We start from the raw sequence: 20,900 nt of genomic DNA, 5'->3' as shown, positions 1-20,900 counted from the left end.
TATTCTCCTGTATCGATGAAACGGGGAATACTTCCTACGCGGTCAAAGCCTTCTTACGCAGTGCGGCAAGAGATTCGAGCCCGGTCAGCACATCGGAGTCGGGAATTCCGAAATCGACCAGACAGGCGATCTCGTCCACGCCGATCTCGCGCAGCCGCCGTACCATCGGCAGGGTGGAATCCGGCGTTCCGAACAGGCCGTTGTTCCGGTAATAGCGCTCGAACGCGAAGTCCAGCACCTTGGCTCGCGACTTCTCGTCCAGACTCTCCAGCGCCTCGGAGCCGCGCCGCCACAGATCCACGGAGTCCTCGAGATAACTCTTGAACGGTCCTTCGACGGTCTTGCGCACCGCGGCGTCGGTCGCACCGACATAGGTGTGCAGCATGACCGTGACCGTGCCCGCCTCGATACCGTGGCCATTGCGGGCGAGCGCCTTGCGATAGGCGGCCAGTTTATCGGCCAGCTCATCCACCTCTTGGAACAGCAGCGCGGTAAGCACATTCACCCCGAGCGCCCCGGCCATTTCGAAGCGTTCGATACCGCCGCTACAGGTGAGCCAGGTCGGCAGCGCGGGCTGCACCGGGGCCGGGAAGATCCGCACCTCGCGGTCCGCGCCGACACCATTGGGCAACGTGATCGACTCACCACGCCAAAGCCGTTGCACCGCCGCCATTCCCGATTCGGTGAGTGCCACCCGATCGGCATAGTTCCGGTCCGCGAGCACGAAATCATCGACATTCCAACCGGTGGCGAAGGCGATATCCACCCGACCGTTGGACAGGTTGTCCACGATCGACCAGTCCTCGGCCACCCGCACCGGATTATGCAGTGGGAGCACCACACTGCCCGCGCGGATCCGCACCCGCTCGGTGCTCGCGGCCAGCGCCGCGCCGAGCACCGCCGGATTCGGATACAGACCGCCGAAGGTGTGGAAATGGCGCTCGGGAATCCACACGGATTCGAAGCCGTGCGCATCGGCGAATCGGGCGCTGTCCAGTAGCAGCCGATAGCGTCCGTCGGCATGCTGCTGGGCGTCGCTGGAGAAGAACAGCAGACTGAACTTCATATCGTCCGGGCGCGGCGGAGTCGACCGGTTCACCTTTTCGGCGACGGCCGAGAGCGTCAGACCGTCGAAGATCTCCTCGGCGGTGATCTCGGTATCGAAGCGATCCTCGAGAATTGTCATCAACTCCGCGGCCTGAACCGAATCCAGTCCCAGCGCGGTCAGCGGTAGCTCCGGATCGACCGTTTCTCTGTCCAATCTCCGTGCGGCCCACTCCACGAAGAATTCGAGCACGGTCGCTCCGTCTGCCGCTGATGTCATATACCACTCTCCTGTAAGGCCGTCACCGATGAGTAGTGCTCGCGCAAACGCTGTCGCTGAACCTTGCCGCTGGTGGTCTTGGGTACCTCGCCCTTTCCGACGAAGACGACTTGATGAAGGCTGACCGCGTGCACGCGGCTGACGATGTCGCGAATGGAGATGGCCAATGCCTCGGTATCGTCCCTGGCGGGCTCGTCGGCCAGCTCCTGCACAACCATGACGCGCTCCTCGTCATCGATGCTGGCCGCGAAGACAGCGCAGCCGCCGGGGCGCAGGCTCGGATGGCTGGACAGGATGGTGCGCTCGATATCCTGCGGGAAGATATTGCGCCCGTGCACGATCATGAGCTCTTTGATTCGTCCGGAGACGTAAAGCTCTGCGTCGCAGAGGAATCCGAGATCTCCGGTGCGCAGGTACGCCGGACCGTCCTCGTTCGCGATCCGCGCGTCGAAGGCCCGCTCGGTCTCGCCGGGCTTGTTCCAATACCCTGCGGCGACGCTCGGCCCGCGCAACCAGATCTCGCCGACCTGGTTCGGCGCGCAGCGCTCCCGGGTCTCCGGATCGACCACGACGGTCGAATCCGGTTCCACCGGACCCATACTCAGCAGCTCGCGCCCCGCGGAGTGCTCGCGGGCGGTGCCGCGCTCGAGCTCCTCGACCGCGAACGGGCGCGAGGTCGCGCCCACGCCGAGGCGACCACCGTTGACGTACAGGGTGGATTCGGCCAAGCCGTACATGGGCACGAAGCTGGTATCGCGAAAACCGCTCACCGCGAACATATCCGCGAATCTGCGCAGGGTGTTCGGGTCGATCGGCTCGGCCCCGGCGAAGGCGATGCGCCATCCGCCCAGGTCCAATCCCGCCGCATCGGAGGGGGATACCCGCTTGAGGCACAGGCCGTAGGCCAGGTTGGGTCCGCCCGCCAGGACATCGGAATTGCGGGAGATCTCGCGCAACCAGGTGAGCGGATCGCGCAGGAAGGTCATGGGCGACATGAGGGTGCCCGGCGCTCCGAGGAAGGCCGGGAGCAACAGCCCCTGGATCAAGCCCATATCGTGGAAGGGCGGCAGCCATGAGACAACCGAGATATCCGGGGTGAGTTCACATTTGGCGGTGATCAGTTCGAGGTTGCGCATCAGATTGCGATGCAGCACCGCCACCCCTTTGGGCGTGCCGGTCGAGCCGGAGGTGTATTGCAGGAAGGCGATATCGTCCGGCCCGGGAGCCGACTCCAGCTCCGCGGACCACTCCGCGCCCGGTTCGGCCGTATCGCTGTCGATGATCCGAATATCAACGCCGAGCTGGGCACTGGTGATCGGTATCGCCGACAGCGGCACGATCGCCGCCACCGCGCCGCTGTCCCGGATGATCCCGGTCAGCGTCGACAACTGCCGGGTGGAGGACGGCAGACTCACCGCGACCGCGATCCGGCCGGTCACCAGGCAGGCGTAGAACGCGAACGCGAAATCCTTACCCGGCGGGCACAACAGCGCCACGCGGTCGCCGGGAGCGGTCGCGGCGAGCACCTGCCGCGCCACCCCGGCCACCCGGTCCCCCAGACCGCGATAGTCGATCACATCCTCGGCCGCGCGCGGCCCGACGAACGTGAACGCGGTTCGGGCCGGGGTTTCCGCGATACGGGCCGCCACAATATCCACCAGGGTGCGGGGTCCACGAGCCCACTTCAGATCCTGCATGGACACCTCCGGATTCCGGGCCACCGCACCGGCCGACACTCGCGGCAACCGACGAAACAGCAGCTAGACGAAGTACGCTGGCGAACACAGAGCAAGCCGACACATCCTTGCAGAGATCAGCGAGCGCCCCGCGGAGCAAACCCTTCCCGCGTGTCGATCCGCAATTATTCAGCTCACTTTGTCGGCGGGGCGCGGGTTCCGGAAAACGAGCGCGACGCTGAAGGTCAGCGCCGCGATTCCCGCCGCGGCGGCGAAGGCCGTCGTCATACCGCCGACCAATGCGTGCTGGGGCGAACCGCCCGCACCACGCGCCGCACTGCCGAAAACCGTGACGAGAATGGCCAATCCGAGTGCGGCCCCGGTTTGCTGCAGGGTCTGCATGGCACCGCCCGCGGCACCGGCCTCGCGCGGTTCGACATTCGACATGATGATCACGTTCAACGGCGCGACCGCCAGGCCGATACCGCAACCCATGAGCAGCATCGCGATGAACAGCATCGGGAAGTAGCCGCTGTCCGGGGTCAATCGGGTCAGCAACAGCAGACCGGCCACCATCGACGCGGTACCGATCATGGTCAGCGGGCGCGGGCCGAAGCGCGGCAGCAGTCGCGGAATCGCGCGAATCATGGTGAACATCAGCACCGCGGTCGGCAGAAAGGCGAAACCGGTTGCCAGCGCGCTCAATCCGAGCACATCCTGCAGGAACTGGGTGAGGAAGAAGAACATCGACATACCCGCCATCGGGGCCAGGAACATACTCGCGTAGGCGGCGGCCCGATTGCGATCGGCGAACAGGCGCAGCGGGAGCAGCGGTTGCGCGACCCGCGACTCGATGACGAGGAATGCGGCGATCAGCACGACACCGGCCGCGAGCGAGATATCGGTCTCGGCGATACCCCAGCCGTGCGCGGCGGCGCTGATGAATCCGTAGACCAGGGCGGCCACGCCGGTGGTGGCGGTGAGTGCGCCGGGCAGGTCGAGCCGGGCCGGTTGCCGTTGTGCCACAGGCAGATAGCGCAGCGCCAGCACGACGACGAGCAATCCGAAAGGCACATTGATGAACAGGACCGAACGCCAGCTCAGCCATTGCGTGAGCAGACCGCCGACAATGAGGCCGATCGCGAAACCGGCACTGGACATTCCGGAGAACAGCGCCAGCACCCGCATGCGGGCCTTGGGATCGGCGAAGGTGGTGGTCAGCAGGGCGAGGGTATTGGGCGCGGCCATGGCGGCGCCGATGCCCTGGGCGACCCGGGCGATGAGCAGCCAGGTGGCCGAGGGCGCCAGCCCGCCCGCGAGCGAGGCCGCGGTGAACAACGCGGCCCCGGCGATGAAGAGGTTGCGGCGGCCGAACAGGTCACCGGCGCGCCCGCCGAGTAGCAGTAATCCGCCGAAGACCAGGGTGTAGGCGTTCATCACCCAGGACAGGCTGGTCGCGGTGAAGTGCAGTTCGGATTGAATGCGCGGCAGCGCCACATTCATCACGGTGATGTCCAGGACGATCATCAATTGGCAGGTCAGCAGGATGGCCAGCACGAGACCCGGGCCGGGTCGGCGCGCCCCGGCAGGTGTCGCGGCGGCCGTGCTGGAGACAGCATTGTTCGAGGTGAGGGTGGTCGACAAGGGACGCTCCATCGAATCGGAATCAAACGGAGGCATCCTCCGTTTCCAATGGAGTTATCATATGGAGGGTTCCTCCATTTGCGCAAGTCTATCCGGAGGGTCCATCCGTTTTCTAGTGGAGGGTTCGTGGAAGCACCGCCGACCGCAAAGCCGATGCGCGCCGACGCCCGGCGCAATTACGAGCGCATTGTGACGACCGCACAGGCGGCCTTCGCGGAGCTGGGCCCGGAGACCGCGCTGGAGGAGATCGCCCGCCGCGCGGGGGTCGGCATCGGCACCCTGTACCGGCACTTCCCCAATCGCGAGGTGCTGATCGAGACCGTCTACCGGTCCAATATCGAGCAACTGAGCCAGCGCGCCCATGAACTGCTCGAAAGCAATACGCCCACAAAAGCTCTCGAACTATGGCTGCGCGAACAGGTGAACTGGGTGATGGCCAATCGGAGTCTGGCCACCACCCTCAAGGCCGGTATCGATCATGACTCGCCGACCTTCACACTGTGCCGGACGGCGATCAATGACGCCGCCACCGCACTCCTGGCGGCCGCGCAGTCCGAGGGCGCGATTCGCACCGATATCGAACCGCGCGACCTGCTCAGATTCGGGCACGGCATCGGGGTCGCGTGCGAGACCACCCCCGAGGCGGCGGATCGGCTGCTCGCGGTGACATTGGACGGGATGCGGACCTCCCCCAAGGCCCGCAACTGATTTCGTGCCTCGCGCTCAGCGCTCGGCAGCCCTGCTGGATCGCTTCGCTCGATGCGCCTCCTCTCACACCTCACAGCTCGGCGTGGCGCGCGCCGTACTCGAAAGTCGCGGTAAGCGAACGCTTTTCGAGGTGCGACCGGCACGCGCGGTCAGTATCCGGAACTTTCCGCCTTCACCGACGAGGAGGAGTTCATCCTGCTGACCGGCACGCAACTCGAGGTGACGAGTGTCGAGGCCGAGCGCGGTGGGCTGTGCACCGTACAGCTGACCGAATCCGCGGAGCAGCCGCTGGTGTCCTGACGCCCGCGGCTGTCCGGCGGCGCGCCGGAGGGCTTCCCGGAGAAACCTCGCATCGGGGGCGAGACTCGCATAGCCGAAATTCGCCCCACACGATCCCGGAGGTCCGCTCGTAGTGATGCCCCTTCGCTCCGCCCGAAACACCGCGCTGACACTGGGTGTGGTCGCGGTGTGCTGTACCTCGACTCCGGCAGCCGCCGATTCCGTCTCGTATCGGGAGTACGTCGCGCTAGGTGACTCCTGGACCGCGGCGGTCTTCACCACGCTGCCACCGGCCACCACCGATGTGCCCGCGGACTGCGTCCAGTCATCCTCGAACTATCCGCATCAGGTGGCGAAGGCGCTGGGTATCAAGAACTTCCGCGATGCCAGCTGCGCTTCGGCCACCACCGTCGATATGACCGGCGCCCAGGAGCTACCGCTCGGCGGTGTCAATCCGCCGCAGTTCGACAAGCTCACCGCGACAACGGATCTGGTCACCGTCGGCATCGGCGGCAATGACATCGGCTTCCCCACCCTGGCCATGCACTGTCTGCAGCTCGTCCCGGCGGCCGCATCCGAGTCCGAAATCCCTGCCTGCGCAACGACATCCGCCGCCGACGGCACCGACCCGGTGACCACGCGGATCAATGCCGCCGCCCCACTGATACAGGCCACCATCGCCGGAATCCGCCAGCGCGCGCCCAAGGCTCGAGTCCTGCTCGTCGACTACTTGAACGCGCTTCCGGTCACCGGTAAGGGCTGTCGCCCCGATCTGCCCGCCGCCGATATCGACATCACTTATCTCCGAGACAAATTCGCCCAGATGAACGCCATGCTCGCCAAGGTGGCCGCCGCCTCCCACACCGAGTTGGTCAACACCTACACCCCCAGCACCGGCCATGACGTCTGCCAGCCCGCGGCCACCCGCTATGTCGAGGGCATCGCCTTCTCCTCGCCGCACAACTTCCCCGGCGCCGCCTATCCGCTGCACCCGAATGCCCTGGGCGCGAACGCACAGACCGCCGCGGTCCTCGATCAGATCAAGCGCGGCGGATGACGATGCTCAGCTGAGATAAGCCCCGAGCAGCGGTGCGGCCTCGACCGGATGCCGCGCCGCTATCCCGGTGCCGATATCCCGGAACTCCCAGCCGCCCAGACCCCGGATCACGACGCCGACGACCAGTCCCGGGTAGGGCAGGCCGCTGAGTTCGAAACGCCGGAACTCGGTCTCCTGCGCACCACTGACCAAGCGGCAGAACGCATTCTCGACCTCGTCGAGGTTCTGCCCGGTGTAGCAGGTCACCAGCAGCACCACCGCGGTCACATTCGGATCGATCCGGGTCAGGTCCATCCCGATGACCTCGTCGTCACCCGCACCCTCACCCGTCAGACTGTCGCCACCGTGCCGAATCGACCCGTCCACCGAGCTCAACTGCTCGTGATACACGACATCGACCAGGCGGTCGGCGCTGAACATCAGCGCCGCCACATTCAGATCGATATCCAGGGACCGCCCGAACCACTTGGGCTGCGCCGGATCCCATCCGAGCCCCACCGTCAAATGTTCCAACATCACTCCACCGCCTTCGCCCGCAAAGATGCCGTATGAATCAGCCCGAGCGCAAACCGGGTGCGGAATAATGCGGCGCCCGTCAGTCCTTGCCGCGGCCCGCTTTGATCTCGAAGTTCCAGTTGTACAGGCGCACGATCTCGGCGATGCCCGCACCGGGGCGGCCCGCGGGCGGGCGGATGAAGGTGCATTCGCGGCGAACCACCAACTCGCCGTTGATGTTCTCGATGACGGCCAGGACGGCGTCGCGGGAGTCGTTGGTGCAGCCGTCCAGGGTCATTTCGATCGGGGGGCTGTTGAGCGGGTAGAGGGTGGCGGTGGCGTGGACGCCGCGGAAGTCACGCGCGCCCTCGTAGATCGAGGTGAAGACCAGGATGCGGCGGAAGAACCTGGTGAAATCCAGGTTGATATCGATGTTCTCGCCCGACGCGCTGGAGCCGGTGCGGTCGTCCTGATCCAGGCGGATGAAGGGCGGATTGTTCAGGTCGCCGAAGCGGCGGTCCAGGGCGCGCACGGATCCTATTGCGCCATTGGCCAATTCGTAGAAGCAGCACAGGTCCAGGTCGAGATCGTTGCGCTTGCGGCCGAACAGGCCGGTACCGCGGGCCATACCCCAGTTGAGGTTGAAGCGCATGGTGCCGCCGGTGACACCGGATTTGGTGAGCGAGACCGTCGGCGCTTCCTTGGTCAGCGCGATCTTGGCCAGGTTCACCGGAGCCGGTGGGGGCTGCGGGACGAACGGCTGAGTGGGCGGAGGCGGCGGCACATACTGCTGCTGGGGCGGGGGCGGTGGGGCGTACTGCTGCTGGGGCGGAACGTATTGCGGCGGAGACGGCGGTGGCGTGTATTGCTGCTGCGACGGCATGTACTGCGGCGCGGGCTGCGCGGGGGGCGGCGGCGTATACGGCTGCGGCGCCGGCGGATACGGTTGCCGAGTGGGCGCGGCGTGCTGGGTGGGCGCGGGCTCGTCATCCACCGAGATGCCGAAATCGGTTGCCAGCCCGGCCAAGCCCGAGGCATACCCCTGACCCACCGCGCGGAACTTCCACGCACCCTGCCGCCGATATAGCTCGCCCAGGACGAACGCGGTCTCCGCACCCGCGTCGGCGCTGTCGAAGCGCGCGATCTCGGCGCCGTTCGCGGTATCGAGCACCCGCACGTACAGGCCCTGGAACTGCCGGAAGGTCCCGCCCGAGGTGGAGGCCGCGATCACGATGGTCTCGATCTGCGGTTCGACGCGCGCCAGGTTCACCGACAGCACATCGAGCACGGTCGGCCCCTGCTGCTTACCCTCGTGACGGACCGCGCCGGAGGGGTGCGCGGGCTGGTTGTAGAACACGAAGTCGCTGTCCGAGCGCACCTTTCCCGCGACCAGCAGGAGTGCGGAGGCATCGGCGTCCGGAACGCCCGGCCCCGCCCGCCATCCCAACTCGACCCGAACCATGCTCGCCGGCACCGGAACATTGGCGCCCTTCATCATCCCCACGAGAGCCAACTATACGATCCGACCACCGATCCCACGAGCAAGCCGGTCACCGGTTGCAGGGCTGCTCCCGCACCCAGCCGAACCCGCGCGCCACCAGCGGGAAGGAGTTCGGATCGAGCTTGGTGAACCAGGCGTGGATGCGGTGTCCGGCATAGTCGTCCGCCGCCGAACTCGCGATCGGCGGATCGGTATCAGACGATGCTGGCGTTGAGGACCTGATAGCTGCCGGCGTGGAAGCCGCCCACTATGCAGCCGGTGACCGCTCCGGGGCTGACCTCCGGCGGGGCGGTGAGGATCTGGAGAGTGCGCCCCGAGCCCAGGCCGCCGACGATCTTCAGGTGGTTGGTGGACTGTTGGCCAAGCGTCCATTCCCAGGTGCCGATGACATGGCTGTTCTGGCCGTTGTCCCAGATGACCAGCAGGTCGGCGCGGCCGCCTCGACTGCCGTAGCAGGTGGCGGCGGGTTCGAAGCTGCTGCCGATAATGGTCCCGACGCCGATATCGGTGGGAGCGCCGTGGCAGTCCACCAGATGGCCGCCGATATTACTGGCGACGGGGGCCTGTGAGCTGCCGGTGAAGCCGGGGCCGTTGGCCTGCCAGGTGAGGGTTCCGGCGGTACAACTGCCCTCGTCCAGCGTGGAATCGGCGGCCGCCGGCCCGGCGGCGAAGGCCATAACAATCAGAAAAGCTACTGTTCCCGTTGCACTGAAAGCACATCGAATCATCGACATGTCCTGCACCTCTCGCGAGATCATCGTTGATCGAACAGAGTGGGCAATAGCAACATCGTCTCGTTCGAGGTTAGAACGGACATGTCAACTCGGTGCAACAATCCGGCAAATCAGAGAAAACGCCCTCGGAGCCGCGGGCCCGGAGCGGCGGCGCACCGGCCGCCCGCGATCGGGCGGTCCGGGGCCGCGAATCCGCGTTATACGGGCAGCACTCAGTCGCGCGCGGGCACCGGAGCGATCTCGGTGGCCACGACCGCCGACTCCTGCTGCGGCACGGCCGCTTTCGCGACCTCCACATCGGGCAGCATGCGGTGCAGCTGGTTCAGGCCCTGCAGTGCCACACCCGGCAGCAGGCGGTTGAACCAAATCGACAGTGCGCCATGCAGATTCTCCAGATGCATGGGGCGGCGCACGATGGCGTCGACCAGCATATCCACCGCGGCATCGGCGGAGAGCGCCGTATAGCCGGTCCAACCCAGCTTCGAGCTCAAATCGGTGGCCACCAACGGGAGACGCACATCGGTGAAAGCGACTCCGTCGGCGAGGCATTCGCTCGCCGCCACCCGCATGACCGCCTCCAGCGCGGCCTTGGAGCCCAGATAGGCGGAGAACCGCGGTACATCGGTGATCACACCGAGTGACGAGCTCGACACCACATGGCCCGAACCCCGGCGGCGCATCTCCGGCAGCAACCGCAGCATCAGCCCGACCGGGCCGAAGTAGTTGATGCGCATGGTGCGTTCGAAATCGTGCAGGCGATGCTCCGAGGCGGCGACCGAACGCCAGATGGAGCGACCCGCGTTGTTCACCAGAATGTCCGGTGCGCCGAACTCGACCAGCATCTCATCGGCGAGCTTGTCGATACCCTCGGCGGTGGACAGATCCGAGGTGATGGCGAACGCCTGCCCACCACGGGTCCGGATCTCGGCCGCGAGCTGATCCAATTCACTTGTGCGGCGCGCGGTTACGACCACGATCGCCCCCGCATCCGCCACTCGCAACGCCAGCGCACGGCCGATACCGCTGGACGCGCCGGTAATGAGCACCGTCTTCCCCGCCACCCGATCGCGCAGTGTGGGCCCGAACGGCCGCGGCAACCGCCGCGGCACGGTCAACACATTCACCACTTGCCGCACCAACCCGACCTGGGCATCGGCAATGGTCTTACGAATGCTCGTCAACGCAACTACCTCATACTTCTTGGAGCTGAACTTCCCTGTGCCGCGATGCTATTCGATCATCGTGACCATATGGTTACCAGAGAGCTTCCCTGGGATGCGAACACACCGTTCCTGTGAGGTTCCTGGATTCGCGTGCGGTTACGGCTCGCACCCCATAGCCTCCGAAAACCATCCGTTTCAGTTAGTTGAGGACACCCTCTATGCGCAAGTCACTCTGGGTCAGCGGTTTCGCTCTCGCCGCCACCGCGGTACTGAGCACCACCGGCACCGCGAACGCGGCCGGAACCAGCATGGGCACCGACTCCATCTTCACCATCGGCACCGATATCCAGGCGGGCACCTATACCACCAGCACCGCCCTGTCGACCTGCGCCTGGGCCCGGCTCTCCGCCCTCACCCCGAGCGCCACCGCCGTCCTGCAAACCGGTGGCGCGGTGAACGGATCCGCCACCGTCACAATCCAATCCACCGATGTCGCTTTCTTCACCACCGGCTGCGGCACCTGGACCCTGCAAACCTCCACCGGCTCCTCGGGTCTCGGCGGCGGCCTGCTCTCCGGCCTGCTCTCCGGCTCCGCCGGAGCCTGAGTCGCGAAACGCCCGGTCATCGCGGTGCGATGGCCGGGCGTCGGCGAACGACTTCACCATTCGGCGAAGGCACCGTCCCTGCGGTGCCACACCGGATTACGCCATCCATGCCCCACCTCGGCGGCGCGGGCCACCGCCTTCTCATCGATCTCGATGCCCAGCCCGGGGGCCTGCGGGAGATCGACATAGCCGTCACGGTAGGCGAATACGGCCGGATCGACGAGATAGTCGAGCAGATCGGAGCCGGTGTTGTAGTGGATGCCCAGACTCTGCTCCTGGATCAGCAGGTTGGGTGTCGAGAATCCCACCTGCAGACTGGCGGCCAGCGCGATGGGGCCGAGCGGGCAGTGCGGGGCGAGCGCCACATCGCGGCTCTCGGCGAGGGCGGCGATCCGCCGCACCTCCGAAATACCGCCCGCGTGCGAGAGATCCGGTTGCACGACCGCGATGCCGCGGTCCAGCACCGTGGCGAAATCCCAACGGGAGTACAGTCTTTCGCCGGTCGCGATGGGAATACTCGTAGCGGCGGTGATCTCGCCGATTCGATCGCTCACCTCGGGTACCAACGGCTCCTCGACGAAGAACGGCAGATACGGCTCCAGTAGCGGCAGCACCCGCCGCGCCATCGCGACCGAGAGCCGACCGTGGAAGTCGACCGCGATATCGAAATCGTCACCGGTGGCCGCCCGCACCGCGGCGACCCGCTCGACGATCGCGGTGGTGGCGCGCGGGGTGTCGATCGCCTCCAGCTCAGCCGATCCGTTCATCTTGATCGCGGTGAAGCCCTGCTCTTTTCGCTCCAGCGCCGCCGCGGCGACATCATCGGGTCGATCACCCCCGATCCAGCTGTACACCCGGACCCGATCGCGCACCGCACCGCCGAGCAACTGCCATACCGGCACGCCGAGCGCCTTACCGGTGATATCCCACAGGGCTTGATCGATACCCGCCACCGCGCTGGACAGGATCGGCCCGCCGCGATAGAAACCGCCCTTGGTGAGCACCTGCCAGTGCGCCTCGATACTCATCGGATCCTTGCCGATGAGATAGTCGGCGAGTTCGCCGACCGCGGCGGCCACGGTATGCGCGCGCCCCTCGATCACGGGTTCGCCCCACCCGGTAATGCCCTCATCGGTGTCGATGCGCAGAAAACACCAGCGCGGCGCGACCAGATAGGTGGTGAGCGCGGTGATCTTCACCGGGACTCCTTTCGTACACTCCAGCCGCCGTCGACGACCAGATTGGTGCCGGTGATGAACGAGGCGTCGTCCGAGGCCAGGAAGGCGACCGCGGCCGCGACCTCCTCGGGTGCGCCCAGCCGGTCCAAAGCCGTTGCGCGAGCGGACATCCGCAGGCCCTCGGCATCCACGTCGTCCCAGACCGGGGTCAGGATGGGGCCGGGCAGGATGGCATTGAACCGCACCCGCGCGGACCCGTACTCGACCGCGAGCTGGCGCACCAGCGCGGTCAAGCCGCCCTTCGCGGCGGCGTAGACCGGATATCCGGGCAGCCCGAACTGGGCGTGCACACTGGAGATCGCCACCACATTGCCGCGCTGGGCGCGCAGATCGTCGATGAAGGCGCGCACACCCAGAAACAGCGGGGTCAGATTGACCGCGAGCCCGTCCTCCCACTGCGTGCGGGTGAGGTCGTGCGCCGGTATGACCGCCTGTTGAGAAGCGTTGCTGCACAGGCAGTCCAGTGCTCCATACCGGGTATTGATCCGCTCGCGCAGCTCCCGCCACGAATCCTCCTGTGCGACATCGCACCATACATACTCGGCCCGACCACCCGCCGCGCGGATCTTGGCCGCGACCTCCGCACCCCGCGTGCTGTCGATATCGGCGATCACGACCGTCGCACCCTCGTGCGCCAGGCGTCGCGCGCTGGCCGCACCGATTCCGGAGGCCGCGCCGGTGACCACCGCGACCTTGTCCGTCAGACGACTCATGGTCTCTCCCTTCGTGATCAACGCTGAATATCCGCCCCGTCGAGCAGGCCGAGTTCGTGCCGGAACGGCAATCCCGTCCAATCACCGGTCACCGACACTGCGAAGGCACCGCAGAGTGCGGCCAGGTGCAGGCGCTCGCGGATCGAGCCGCCGTCGAGCACCCCGGCGAGATAGCCCGCCACGAACGCGTCACCCGCACCGACCGGATCGACCGCGGTCACCGTGAACGGAGGCTGGATGATCACCGCGCCGCCCGCATACGCCAGTGCACCCTCGGCACCGAGTTTGAGCACCACCTGCGACGGCCCCAGTGCCGCAAGGGCTTCGGCCATGACGGCCGGGGCGTCCGGCGGAACGAGCAATGCCGCCTCCTCGACCCCGGCGAAGACGATATCGGCGCGGGTCACCAGTTTCGACAGCTCCGCGGCGGCATCCTCCGCGGTCCAGAGAGCACGGCGGTAGTTGATGTCCAGTGCGACCGGGACACCCGCCTCGACCGCGATCCCGACCGCCGCGTGTACCGCCTCACGCGCCGAAACACTCAGTGCCGGAGTGATTCCGGTGATATGCAGCACTCCGGCGGCGGCAATCTGCCCGGCATCGATCTCGGTCGCGGACAGCCGCGAGCCCGCCAGATCACGGCGGTAGTACGTGACGCGAATCCGGTCCGCCGTGCGGCGCTCGCGCAGCATCAGCCCGGTCGGGCGCTCGGGATCGATCCGACTGCGCGAGAGATCGACTCGCTCGGCGCGCAGCCGGTCGCGGATCATCACCCCGACGGCGTCATCGCCCAGACAGCCCACCCAGGCGCTGTCATGCCCGAGGCGGCGCACGCCGATGGCGACGGTCGCCTCCGCCCCCGCGAAATCCATCCGCAGGGCCGCCCCGGGGGCCAGCGGACCGGGATCGGTGGCCGCGACCACGCCGAGCGCCTCACCGAGCGTTACCAGTCCGCCCCTCATGACAGCTGGTCCCGCACGATATGAGCGCGCTCGCGCAAGGCGTCGAGATCGCCACCGGCACAGGCGTCCCCGATGAGCGGCGCACCGATTCCCAGGGCCGTGGCCCCCGCATCCAGGTACGCCCGCAGCTCGCCGAGCCCGACCCCGCCGGTGGGCACCAGCGGAATATCGGGCAGCGGCGCGCGGACGGCCCGGATGTATCCCGGTCCGCCGATCGCGGCCGGGAAGACCTTCACCATGGCGCTACCGGCGATCCAGGCCTGCCGAATCTCGGTGGGGGTCAAGGCACCCGAGATCACCGGCACACCGAGCCGACGGCCTTCCTCGATCACCTCGACACTGACCACAGGGGTGATCAGGTAGGCGGCACCGGCGTCCACGGCGCGCGCGGCATCGGCGGCGGTCAGTACCGTACCCGCGCCGATGGGATGGGCGAACCCGGCGCAGTCGCGCAGCGCGTCGAGCGCACCGGCGGTGGTGAGGGTGAACTCCACCGCGGTGATACCGGATTCGTGCAGTACCGCGGTGACCTCGGCGAACCGCTTCGCATTCGCGGCTCGCAGGATAGCGATCACCGGAATGTCCAGCCGCAGTGGATCATTGGACATCGGCACACACCGCCTCGGTATCCGCGAAGAGGGTGGCCTCGAGTCCGGTCACACCCGGCACGCAGGCGAAGAGACGGCCCGCGTCCGGTTCGCGCGCGGCCCCGTCCACCGCGGCCGTGGTGATCACCAGGACATCCAGGTCGGGTCCGGCGAAGGTACAGCTGGAGACCCGGGACGGGCCGACCTCGACCACCGCCCGCGGCCGCCCGTCCGGATCGAAGGCGCGCACCTGGCCCGCACCCCAGACCGCGATCCAGACCGACCCGTCCGCGGCGACGGTGAGCCCGTCGGGTTCACCGTCACCGAACTGCGCGAACGGCCGTCCGTTGTCGAATGTCCCTGTGGCCGAATCGTATTCATACGCATCCACGCGCAGCGTCTTGCTGTCGGTGTAGTACAGCGTGCCACCGTCCGGACTCCAGCCGAGCCCGTTGGAGATGGTCACGCCGGTGCGCAGGACGTGCACGCCGCCGTCGGGGTCGAGGCGATAGAGCGCGGCGCTACCCGCCACACCGTCCGCTGACATGGTGCCCACGAGTAGTCGCCCGCACGGGTCGACCTTCGCGTCGTTCATCCGCCTGCGTACCCCGTCGTCCGGAATCGGTAGGGTCGCCAAGGGAGTGCGCGTGCCTTCGGGAGCGATACGAAATACGGTGTCCCCCATGGCCGCCAGCAGATCCCCGGAGGCGCAGGGCAGTACCGCGCCGACCGGCGGTTCCACGCTGATCATGCGCTGCCGGACCAGGTCCACGGCGGCGCGATCCAGGTCGGCACGATGGATATGGCCGCGGGTGATGTCCACCCACAGCAGTTCCCGGGTGCGCGAATCCCATACCGGCCCTTCGCACAGGTCGCCGGGCGGGGGCGCGCACACGTGTGCTCGCAATGTGTCCATATCGATCTCCTGCCGACTAGGTGGGTAGTCCGACGGCGCGTTCTCCACCGCGCCGCTGCTGGATCACCACCGCCGCCACCAGTAGCGAGCCCTGGGCCACGTTCTGCCAGAAGGTATTGACCCCAACCACATTCAGGCCGTTGTCCAGCGCGCCGAGCAGCACCACCGCCAGCAGGGTGCCGCCCACCGTGCCCTTACCGCCCTTGAGCGCACAGCCGCCCAGGGCCGCCGCGGTGATCGCCTTGAGCTCGAGCCCCTCACTACCGGAGACCGGCTGCCCGGAGCCGGTGCGTGCGGTCAGCAGAATGCCCGCGATCGCGGCGACCACACCCGCCAGCACATACACCGCGATCAGGTACTTGTTGATATTGATTCCGGAAAGCCTCGCGGCCGTGTCATTTCCGCCGATGGCGTAGATATTGCGGCCGATATCGGTGTACTTCAGCAGCACATGGACGGCCAAGGCGACCAGACCGAGAATGACCACCGGCACCGGCAACCCGAGTATCTTGCCGCGCGCCAGGAAGATGAACAGGTCATTGTCCAGGACGAAGCCCTGCGCTTTTCCGCCCGAGATCAGTTGTGCCAGACCTTTGAACGCTGCGAGGGTGGCCAGCGTCGCGATGACCGGATTGACCCGGCCGTAGACGATGATCACCCCGTTCACCGCGCCGAGCAGTACACCGACCCCGATCGCGGCCAGTATGCCCAGCACCGCACTGCCCGAGGCGGCGGTGAAGGTCATGGCGCTGACCACCGAGGCCACACCGGCCTGCGAACCCACCGAGATATCCAGTGCGCCACAGATGATCACCACCGTCTGCACGATGGCGAGCAGGCCGAAAACTGTTACCGCATCACCGATTCCGGCGATATTGCGTGGATCGAGATAACCGTCGTTGAGCCAGGCGAAAATGGCGACGATCACCGCGAGCGCGCCGATCAGGCTGAGATTGCCGGTGCCGATCGCCCGCACCGCGCCACGCGGTGTGAGCCAGTCCGGCCGATGGAGACCCGGCGGCGGCACGGAAACGGCTGACCCCACGGGTGTTTCGAGTCTTTGGTCGGTCAATTGCTTTCCTTACGAACTCTGCGATGTCAGATCGGCGGCCATGGCCAGCGCGAGAATCGACTCCTCGCCGGCATCGGCGCGATTCAGTTCTCCGGTGATGCGGCCCTGCTGCATGACCACGATGCGGTCGGCGAGGCCGAGTACCTCGGGCAACTCCGAGGAGATCACCAGCACGGCCACACCGGAGGCGGCCAACTCCTCTATGACGTGGTAGATCTCGACCTTCGCGCCGACATCGACGCCGCGGGTCGGCTCATCCAGGATCAGCACCTTGGGTTTTCGGGCCAGCCAGCGCGCCAGCACCACCTTCTGCTGATTACCGCCGGAGAGCTTGCGCACCTCCTGCTCGATCGAGGGCGTGCGCACCCGCAGCGCCTCCACATACTCGAGCGCCAGCCGCCGCTCCGCACCGCGCCGGACGAAACGCCAGCGCCGCAGGCGATCCAGCATTGCCAGGGTGATGTTGTCGCGCACGCCGCGGTGCAGTAGTAGAGCCTGGGCCTTGCGCTCCTCCGGCGCGTAGCCGATACCGGCCCGCACCGCGTCCCGCGGCTGGCGCAGCCGCAGTCGCTTACCGTCCACCCGCACCTCACCGGAGCGGATCGGCAGATCACCCGCGAGCGCGCCGGCCAGCTCCGAGCGGCCCGCGCCGACCAATCCGGCCAGCGCCACCACCTCCCCGGCGTGCACGCGCAGGCTCACCTCGCGCACGTCGTCGGTGGTGACCGCGTCCACCTCGAGCATGACGGGCCCGAGCTCGGTGTGCTTGCGGGAGAACATGGTCGAGAGATCGCGCCCGACCATCATGCGCACGATCTCCTGATCGGTGGTGTCCGCGGTATCGCGCACCCCGACCAGCCCGCCGTCCCGCAGCACCGCCACCCGATCGGCCAGCCGGAAGATCTCCCGCATCCGATGCGATACGTAGATCACCACCAGCCCCCGCGCACGCAACCGGCCGATCAGCGCGAACAGCGCCTCGGTCTCGTGATCGGAGAGCGAGGAGGTGGGCTCGTCGAAGGCGATCACCTTCGCATCGGTGGTCAGCGCCCGCATGATCTCGACCAATTGCCGCTGTGCCGCGGTAAGTTTCGAGCCGAGGGTATCGGGATCGAGATCCCGGTCGAAGCCGAGCCGGGCCAGATCCGAGCGCATCCGCTCACGCAGGGCGGCGCGATCGAGTATCCGGCCCGCACGCCGCGGCAGCGATCCGAGGTAGACGTTCTCGGCGACCGACACGTGCGGCACGATCTCCGGCTCCTGGGCGATGACCCGGATACCTGCCGCCCGCGCGTCGGCCGGACTCGCCAATTCCAGTGGTACACCGTCGAGTTCGAGGTGGCCCGCATCGGGGAGATGATCCCCGCCGAGGATTCTGATCAGCGTGGACTTACCCGCACCGTTCTCCCCCATCAACGCGGTCACCGCACCGGCGGGGAAGTCCAGGCTCACCTCGCGCACCGCCGGCACCCCGGCGAAGCTCTTGGCGACGCCGGATACTCGCAGTCCGGTCAGTTGCACGTGACCCCCGACTGCTGCCAGTTGGTGGCGTCCACCATCGTGGTGGAGGCGAAAGCCTCCGCGGGCATGGCCTTTCCGTTCTTCAGGTAGTCGTACAGGGTCTGCACGGCCAGTGCGCCGACATCGCGGCCGTTGATGAAGAGCGCGGCCTTGAAACCGGTGGGCTTACCGCCGCGCCACTCCTTGCACGCCAGATACGCTCCGAGCCCGACGCCGAGCACATTGTCCGCGGCATAGCCCGCGTTCTGGATGGCCGCGACACCGCCGCTGACGTTCTCGTCATTGCAGCCCATGACAATCCAGTTCTTCACCGATCGATTGCCCGAGACGGTCGCGGAGATCTTGTTCTGTGCGTCCGAGGGAGTGTTGTCGGTGCCGACCTCGATGACCTTCACATCCACCCCGGCGGCGTCCTTGAAGGCCTTCTGATTGGCCTTGACCCGGTCGGTGCAGACGGTCACATCCTGCTTCCAGGCATCGACGATGGCGGTCTCCTCCGGCTTCCAGCCGAACTTCTTGAAGTCCTGCCCGGCGCGGGTGCCGACCTCGGTGCCCATCTGCGTACCGCTGAATCCGACTCGGGGAACGAGGTTCTCCTTGGCGCAGGAGGCCGGTTCGGGACCGTTCACACAGACCTGATCATCGGAGGTCAGCAGTGCCACCCCACCGGTTTTGGCGAGCTGGACCAACTGCGGTCCGACCGAGGGGTCCGGGACGACGGCGATGACTCCGCTGGCCTTCTGGTTGACCGCGTTCTGCAATTCGGTGACGGCCTTGTTGGCGTCATTGCCGAGGTTCACCACACGCAGGTCGATGCCGAGTTCCTTGGCCTTGGCCTTGGCGCCGTCGGCCTCGTTGATGAAGTACTCCTGATCGCCCTGTTTCTGGGCGTAGACCAGGCTGATCGCACCCGTGGAGTGCTGCGGGCCGCTGTCCGGCGAACCGGAATCCTTGCCGGAGGAGCAAGCGGTCGCGGCCAGTATCAGCGCACAACCGCAGACTGCGGCGCTGGTCCAGCGGCGTCGGTGGGTCCAGGACATGAACACTCCTAGGTGTGATCTGCGACAAGATTGGGTCATCGAGTGACGCGGGTTACATTAGTATTTCGTCTAACTGTTGTAAATACTGTTGGCAGAACCCGACCCGGTATCTTGACGAACAACAGCGGAGGGAGTGGACCGAACCGTGTACCAGCTGAACGCGCGGGATATCAGGCGACGGAACAGGTTCGGCGTACTACAGGCGGTGTACGCCTCGGATGGTCACACCAGCCGCCAGGATGTCACCCGAGCCACCGGGCTCTCCTTCGCGACGGTCGGCAATATGATCGCCGAACTCCTGGATGTGGGCGTACTCGCCGAACTCGGCCACGACTCCCCCGGCGTCGGCCGCCCCCGCGCCCGGCTGGCGATCAATCCGGACCGGGGTGTGCTCATCGGGGTCGACGTCGCCGAAACCAGCATTCATTTCGACGTTTTCGACCTCGCCATGTCCGTACTGCGCTCCAGTGAGATCCCGGTCGATCCCCGCGCCACCACACCCGGCGATATCGTCGAACTGATTGTGCGCGGTATCGGCGAGGTCATCGCGGGCGATGCGGACAAGGTGCTCGGCATCGGCCTGAGCGTCCCGGGATTGGTCGAGCCCGAACGCGGTATCTCGGTCTTCTCGCCGTATTGGCACTGGCATGACGTTCCGTTCGAGGAGCTGCTCGAGGAGCGCCTGCCCTACCCGCTCTACCTCGACAATCCGCTCAAAGCCAGTACCGCGGCACAACTTTGGTTCGGCGCGGGCCGCACCGTGGACAATCTGATCGTGGTCACACTGCGGGCCGGAGTCGGCATCGGAGTCGTCGTCGACGGCATGCTCTACCGCGGTGTCACCAACAGCGCGGGCGAATGGGGCCATACCAACCTCGTCCTGGACGGACGCGAATGCCGTTGCGGGCGCACCGGTTGCGTCGAGGCGTATGTCGGCGCACCCGGTATCGTGCGCACGCTGCGCGAACTCGCGCCGTCGAGTCCGCTACTGGACGCCGACGACGCGCTCACCATCGCCGCGCTCGGCACCGCCGCGCAACGCGGCGATGCCACCGCGCTCGCCGTCATCGAGAAGACCGGCAATTACCTCGGTGTAGCCGTCGCCAACCTGGTGAACCTCTTCAACCCCCGGACCATGGTCTTCGGCGATCTCGTCGCGAACCACCTCGGCGCACCCCTGCTCGAGGTCACCCGCCGCATCGCCGAAGCTCACGCCATGACCGGCCCCTTCGAGGCTGTGACACTGCAACTTTCGACGCTGCCGCATAATCCGGCCAGCCTCGGCGCCGCCACCTTCGCACTCGAGGGTTTCCTCGCCGACCGCGAAACCTTCGGCTCGATCGCCGCCCGCCGCGCCCTGCGCACGTCGGCGACCTGATCGCCCGCGACCGACAGCCCGCGGTCATCGGTGTCCGCGCCCTCCCGTGACGATCTGTTCGATGAACCGGAGGCGGAACTGCTCGATCCGCTGGTACTCCTTCACGCAGTCCTCCGGGACGGCGGTGCCGTAGACCTGATACCGCGCCACGACCCTGCGATAGTTGGCACCCAATCCTGTAGTCGCCGAAACGAATCCCGCACAACGGTCTCGCTAGCGAGGTCCAGCCACGACCCGCTAGCAGTACGTTCTGCCCGACCAGAATGGTCGCGGCACCGATCAGAACG

The 20,900-nt window shown here is 66.7% G+C and carries 20 protein-coding genes; 4 read left to right on the top strand and 16 right to left on the bottom strand.

What is annotated here, in order from left to right:
- Positions 1 to 34: 34 nt before the first annotated feature.
- From OHB26_RS25165 to OHB26_RS25155, 3 genes are all read right to left on the bottom strand, one after another.
- A complete protein-coding gene (locus tag OHB26_RS25165) occupies positions 35 to 1,324 on the bottom strand; it encodes a MupA/Atu3671 family FMN-dependent luciferase-like monooxygenase (RefSeq protein ID WP_330179718.1) in 1,290 nt (429 codons plus the stop codon).
- Positions 1,321 to 3,021, bottom strand: a complete 1,701-nt coding sequence (locus OHB26_RS25160) for a fatty acyl-AMP ligase (protein WP_330179717.1) — start codon at positions 3,019 to 3,021, stop codon at positions 1,321 to 1,323. Before OHB26_RS25160 ends, OHB26_RS25165 begins: the two co-directional genes overlap by 4 nt.
- A 168-nt stretch (positions 3,022 to 3,189) precedes the next feature.
- On the bottom strand, positions 3,190 to 4,644 hold the full coding sequence (locus tag OHB26_RS25155) for an MFS transporter (protein WP_330179716.1): 1,455 nt from the start codon (positions 4,642 to 4,644) through the stop codon (positions 3,190 to 3,192).
- A gap of 126 nt (positions 4,645 to 4,770) precedes the next feature.
- Here OHB26_RS25155 and OHB26_RS25150 point away from each other — a divergent pair, with 126 nt between their 5' ends.
- Complete coding sequence (locus tag OHB26_RS25150; RefSeq protein WP_330179715.1) at positions 4,771 to 5,352, top strand: TetR/AcrR family transcriptional regulator; 582 nt, start codon at positions 4,771 to 4,773, stop codon at positions 5,350 to 5,352.
- A gap of 415 nt (positions 5,353 to 5,767) precedes the next feature.
- A complete protein-coding gene (locus OHB26_RS25145; RefSeq protein WP_330179714.1) occupies positions 5,768 to 6,688 on the top strand; it encodes an SGNH/GDSL hydrolase family protein in 921 nt (306 codons plus the stop codon).
- A gap of 6 nt (positions 6,689 to 6,694) precedes the next feature.
- Here the strand turns inward: OHB26_RS25145 and OHB26_RS25140 are convergent, their stop codons facing one another.
- The 4 genes from OHB26_RS25140 to OHB26_RS25125 all read right to left on the bottom strand — a co-directional run bounded on the left by OHB26_RS25140 (position 6,695) and on the right by OHB26_RS25125 (position 10,599).
- Entirely contained in the window at positions 6,695 to 7,204 is a 510-nt protein-coding gene (locus OHB26_RS25140; RefSeq protein WP_330179713.1) for a TerD family protein, read from the bottom strand.
- 79 nt (positions 7,205 to 7,283) lie between these two features.
- Complete coding sequence (locus OHB26_RS25135) at positions 7,284 to 8,681, bottom strand: TerD family protein (RefSeq protein ID WP_330185777.1); 1,398 nt, start codon at positions 8,679 to 8,681, stop codon at positions 7,284 to 7,286.
- A 197-nt stretch (positions 8,682 to 8,878) separates the two neighbouring features.
- On the bottom strand, positions 8,879 to 9,361 hold the full coding sequence (locus tag OHB26_RS25130; protein ID WP_330179712.1) for a hypothetical protein: 483 nt from the start codon (positions 9,359 to 9,361) through the stop codon (positions 8,879 to 8,881).
- A 269-nt stretch (positions 9,362 to 9,630) separates the two neighbouring features.
- Positions 9,631 to 10,599, bottom strand: a complete 969-nt coding sequence (locus tag OHB26_RS25125) for an SDR family NAD(P)-dependent oxidoreductase (RefSeq protein ID WP_330179711.1) — start codon at positions 10,597 to 10,599, stop codon at positions 9,631 to 9,633.
- Between the two features lie 200 nt (positions 10,600 to 10,799).
- On the opposite strand from OHB26_RS25125, the gene OHB26_RS25120 reads away from it, so the two are divergent.
- Positions 10,800 to 11,186 (top strand): hypothetical protein, encoded by a 387-nt coding sequence (locus OHB26_RS25120; RefSeq protein WP_330179710.1) that lies wholly within the window; start codon positions 10,800 to 10,802, stop codon positions 11,184 to 11,186.
- A 53-nt stretch (positions 11,187 to 11,239) separates the two neighbouring features.
- Here OHB26_RS25120 and dgoD read toward each other — a convergent pair whose 3' ends face one another.
- Genes dgoD through OHB26_RS25080 form a run of 8 tightly spaced genes read right to left on the bottom strand, consistent with a single transcriptional unit; the run spans position 11,240 to position 19,235 of the window.
- Positions 11,240 to 12,385: a galactonate dehydratase gene (dgoD, locus tag OHB26_RS25115; protein WP_330179709.1), complete on the bottom strand. Its 1,146-nt coding sequence runs from the start codon at positions 12,383 to 12,385 to the stop codon at positions 11,240 to 11,242.
- Positions 12,382 to 13,137 (bottom strand): SDR family NAD(P)-dependent oxidoreductase, encoded by a 756-nt coding sequence (locus OHB26_RS25110; RefSeq protein WP_330179708.1) that lies wholly within the window; start codon positions 13,135 to 13,137, stop codon positions 12,382 to 12,384. Before OHB26_RS25110 ends, dgoD begins: the two co-directional genes overlap by 4 nt.
- A 17-nt stretch (positions 13,138 to 13,154) precedes the next feature.
- Positions 13,155 to 14,099 carry a sugar kinase gene (locus tag OHB26_RS25105; protein WP_330179707.1) on the bottom strand — a complete coding sequence of 315 codons (945 nt, stop codon included), beginning with the start codon at positions 14,097 to 14,099 and terminating at the stop codon, positions 13,155 to 13,157.
- Positions 14,096 to 14,707 (bottom strand): bifunctional 4-hydroxy-2-oxoglutarate aldolase/2-dehydro-3-deoxy-phosphogluconate aldolase, encoded by a 612-nt coding sequence (locus OHB26_RS25100; protein ID WP_330179706.1) that lies wholly within the window; start codon positions 14,705 to 14,707, stop codon positions 14,096 to 14,098. Before OHB26_RS25100 ends, OHB26_RS25105 begins: the two co-directional genes overlap by 4 nt.
- A complete protein-coding gene (locus OHB26_RS25095) occupies positions 14,697 to 15,602 on the bottom strand; it encodes an SMP-30/gluconolactonase/LRE family protein (RefSeq protein WP_330179705.1) in 906 nt (301 codons plus the stop codon). The genes OHB26_RS25100 and OHB26_RS25095 overlap by 11 nt, the downstream gene beginning before the upstream one ends.
- A gap of 16 nt (positions 15,603 to 15,618) precedes the next feature.
- Positions 15,619 to 16,674, bottom strand: coding sequence for an ABC transporter permease (locus tag OHB26_RS25090; RefSeq protein WP_330179704.1), 1,056 nt, complete (start codon positions 16,672 to 16,674; stop codon positions 15,619 to 15,621).
- A gap of 9 nt (positions 16,675 to 16,683) precedes the next feature.
- Positions 16,684 to 18,195 carry a sugar ABC transporter ATP-binding protein gene (locus OHB26_RS25085; protein ID WP_330179703.1) on the bottom strand — a complete coding sequence of 504 codons (1,512 nt, stop codon included), beginning with the start codon at positions 18,193 to 18,195 and terminating at the stop codon, positions 16,684 to 16,686.
- Complete coding sequence (locus tag OHB26_RS25080) at positions 18,186 to 19,235, bottom strand: substrate-binding domain-containing protein (protein WP_330179702.1); 1,050 nt, start codon at positions 19,233 to 19,235, stop codon at positions 18,186 to 18,188. The genes OHB26_RS25085 and OHB26_RS25080 overlap by 10 nt, the downstream gene beginning before the upstream one ends.
- Before the next feature lie 145 nt (positions 19,236 to 19,380).
- Here OHB26_RS25080 and OHB26_RS25075 point away from each other — a divergent pair, with 145 nt between their 5' ends.
- Entirely contained in the window at positions 19,381 to 20,613 is a 1,233-nt protein-coding gene (locus OHB26_RS25075) for an ROK family protein (RefSeq protein ID WP_330179701.1), read from the top strand.
- Positions 20,614 to 20,637: 24 nt separating this feature from the next.
- On the opposite strand, the gene OHB26_RS25070 is transcribed toward OHB26_RS25075, so the two are convergent.
- The gene (locus OHB26_RS25070; protein ID WP_330179700.1) at positions 20,638 to 20,763 is read right to left on the bottom strand and encodes a hypothetical protein; all 126 of its coding nucleotides are present in this window, start codon (positions 20,761 to 20,763) and stop codon (positions 20,638 to 20,640) included.
- Between the last annotated feature and the right edge of the window lie 137 nt (positions 20,764 to 20,900).

It is taken from the genome of Nocardia sp. NBC_01503 (assembly GCF_036327755.1).
Lineage (GTDB): Bacteria > Actinomycetota > Actinomycetes > Mycobacteriales > Mycobacteriaceae > Nocardia.
Note: the sequence above shows the minus strand (reverse complement) of the source record. Positions and strands in the feature narration are given on the sequence as shown.

Bases quoted from the DNA above. Each gene is read 5' to 3' on its own strand.
- OHB26_RS25165 (WP_330179718.1), bottom strand. From the start codon at position 1,324: ATGACATCAGCGGCAGACGGAGCGACCGTGCTCGAATTCTTCGTGGAG.
- OHB26_RS25160 (WP_330179717.1), bottom strand. From the start codon at position 3,021: ATGCAGGATCTGAAGTGGGCTCGTGGACCCCGCACCCTGGTGGATATT.
- OHB26_RS25145 (WP_330179714.1), top strand. From the start codon at position 5,768: ATGCCCCTTCGCTCCGCCCGAAACACCGCGCTGACACTGGGTGTGGTC.
- OHB26_RS25140 (WP_330179713.1), bottom strand. From the start codon at position 7,204: ATGTTGGAACATTTGACGGTGGGGCTCGGATGGGATCCGGCGCAGCCC.
- OHB26_RS25135 (WP_330185777.1), bottom strand. From the start codon at position 8,681: ATGATGAAGGGCGCCAATGTTCCGGTGCCGGCGAGCATGGTTCGGGTC.
- OHB26_RS25130 (WP_330179712.1), bottom strand. From the start codon at position 9,361: ATGGCCTTCGCCGCCGGGCCGGCGGCCGCCGATTCCACGCTGGACGAG.
- OHB26_RS25120 (WP_330179710.1), top strand. From the start codon at position 10,800: ATGCGCAAGTCACTCTGGGTCAGCGGTTTCGCTCTCGCCGCCACCGCG.
- OHB26_RS25110 (WP_330179708.1), bottom strand. From the start codon at position 13,137: ATGAGTCGTCTGACGGACAAGGTCGCGGTGGTCACCGGCGCGGCCTCC.
- OHB26_RS25105 (WP_330179707.1), bottom strand. From the start codon at position 14,099: ATGAGGGGCGGACTGGTAACGCTCGGTGAGGCGCTCGGCGTGGTCGCG.
- OHB26_RS25100 (WP_330179706.1), bottom strand. From the start codon at position 14,707: ATGTCCAATGATCCACTGCGGCTGGACATTCCGGTGATCGCTATCCTG.
- OHB26_RS25095 (WP_330179705.1), bottom strand. From the start codon at position 15,602: ATGGACACATTGCGAGCACACGTGTGCGCGCCCCCGCCCGGCGACCTG.
- OHB26_RS25080 (WP_330179702.1), bottom strand. From the start codon at position 19,235: ATGTCCTGGACCCACCGACGCCGCTGGACCAGCGCCGCAGTCTGCGGT.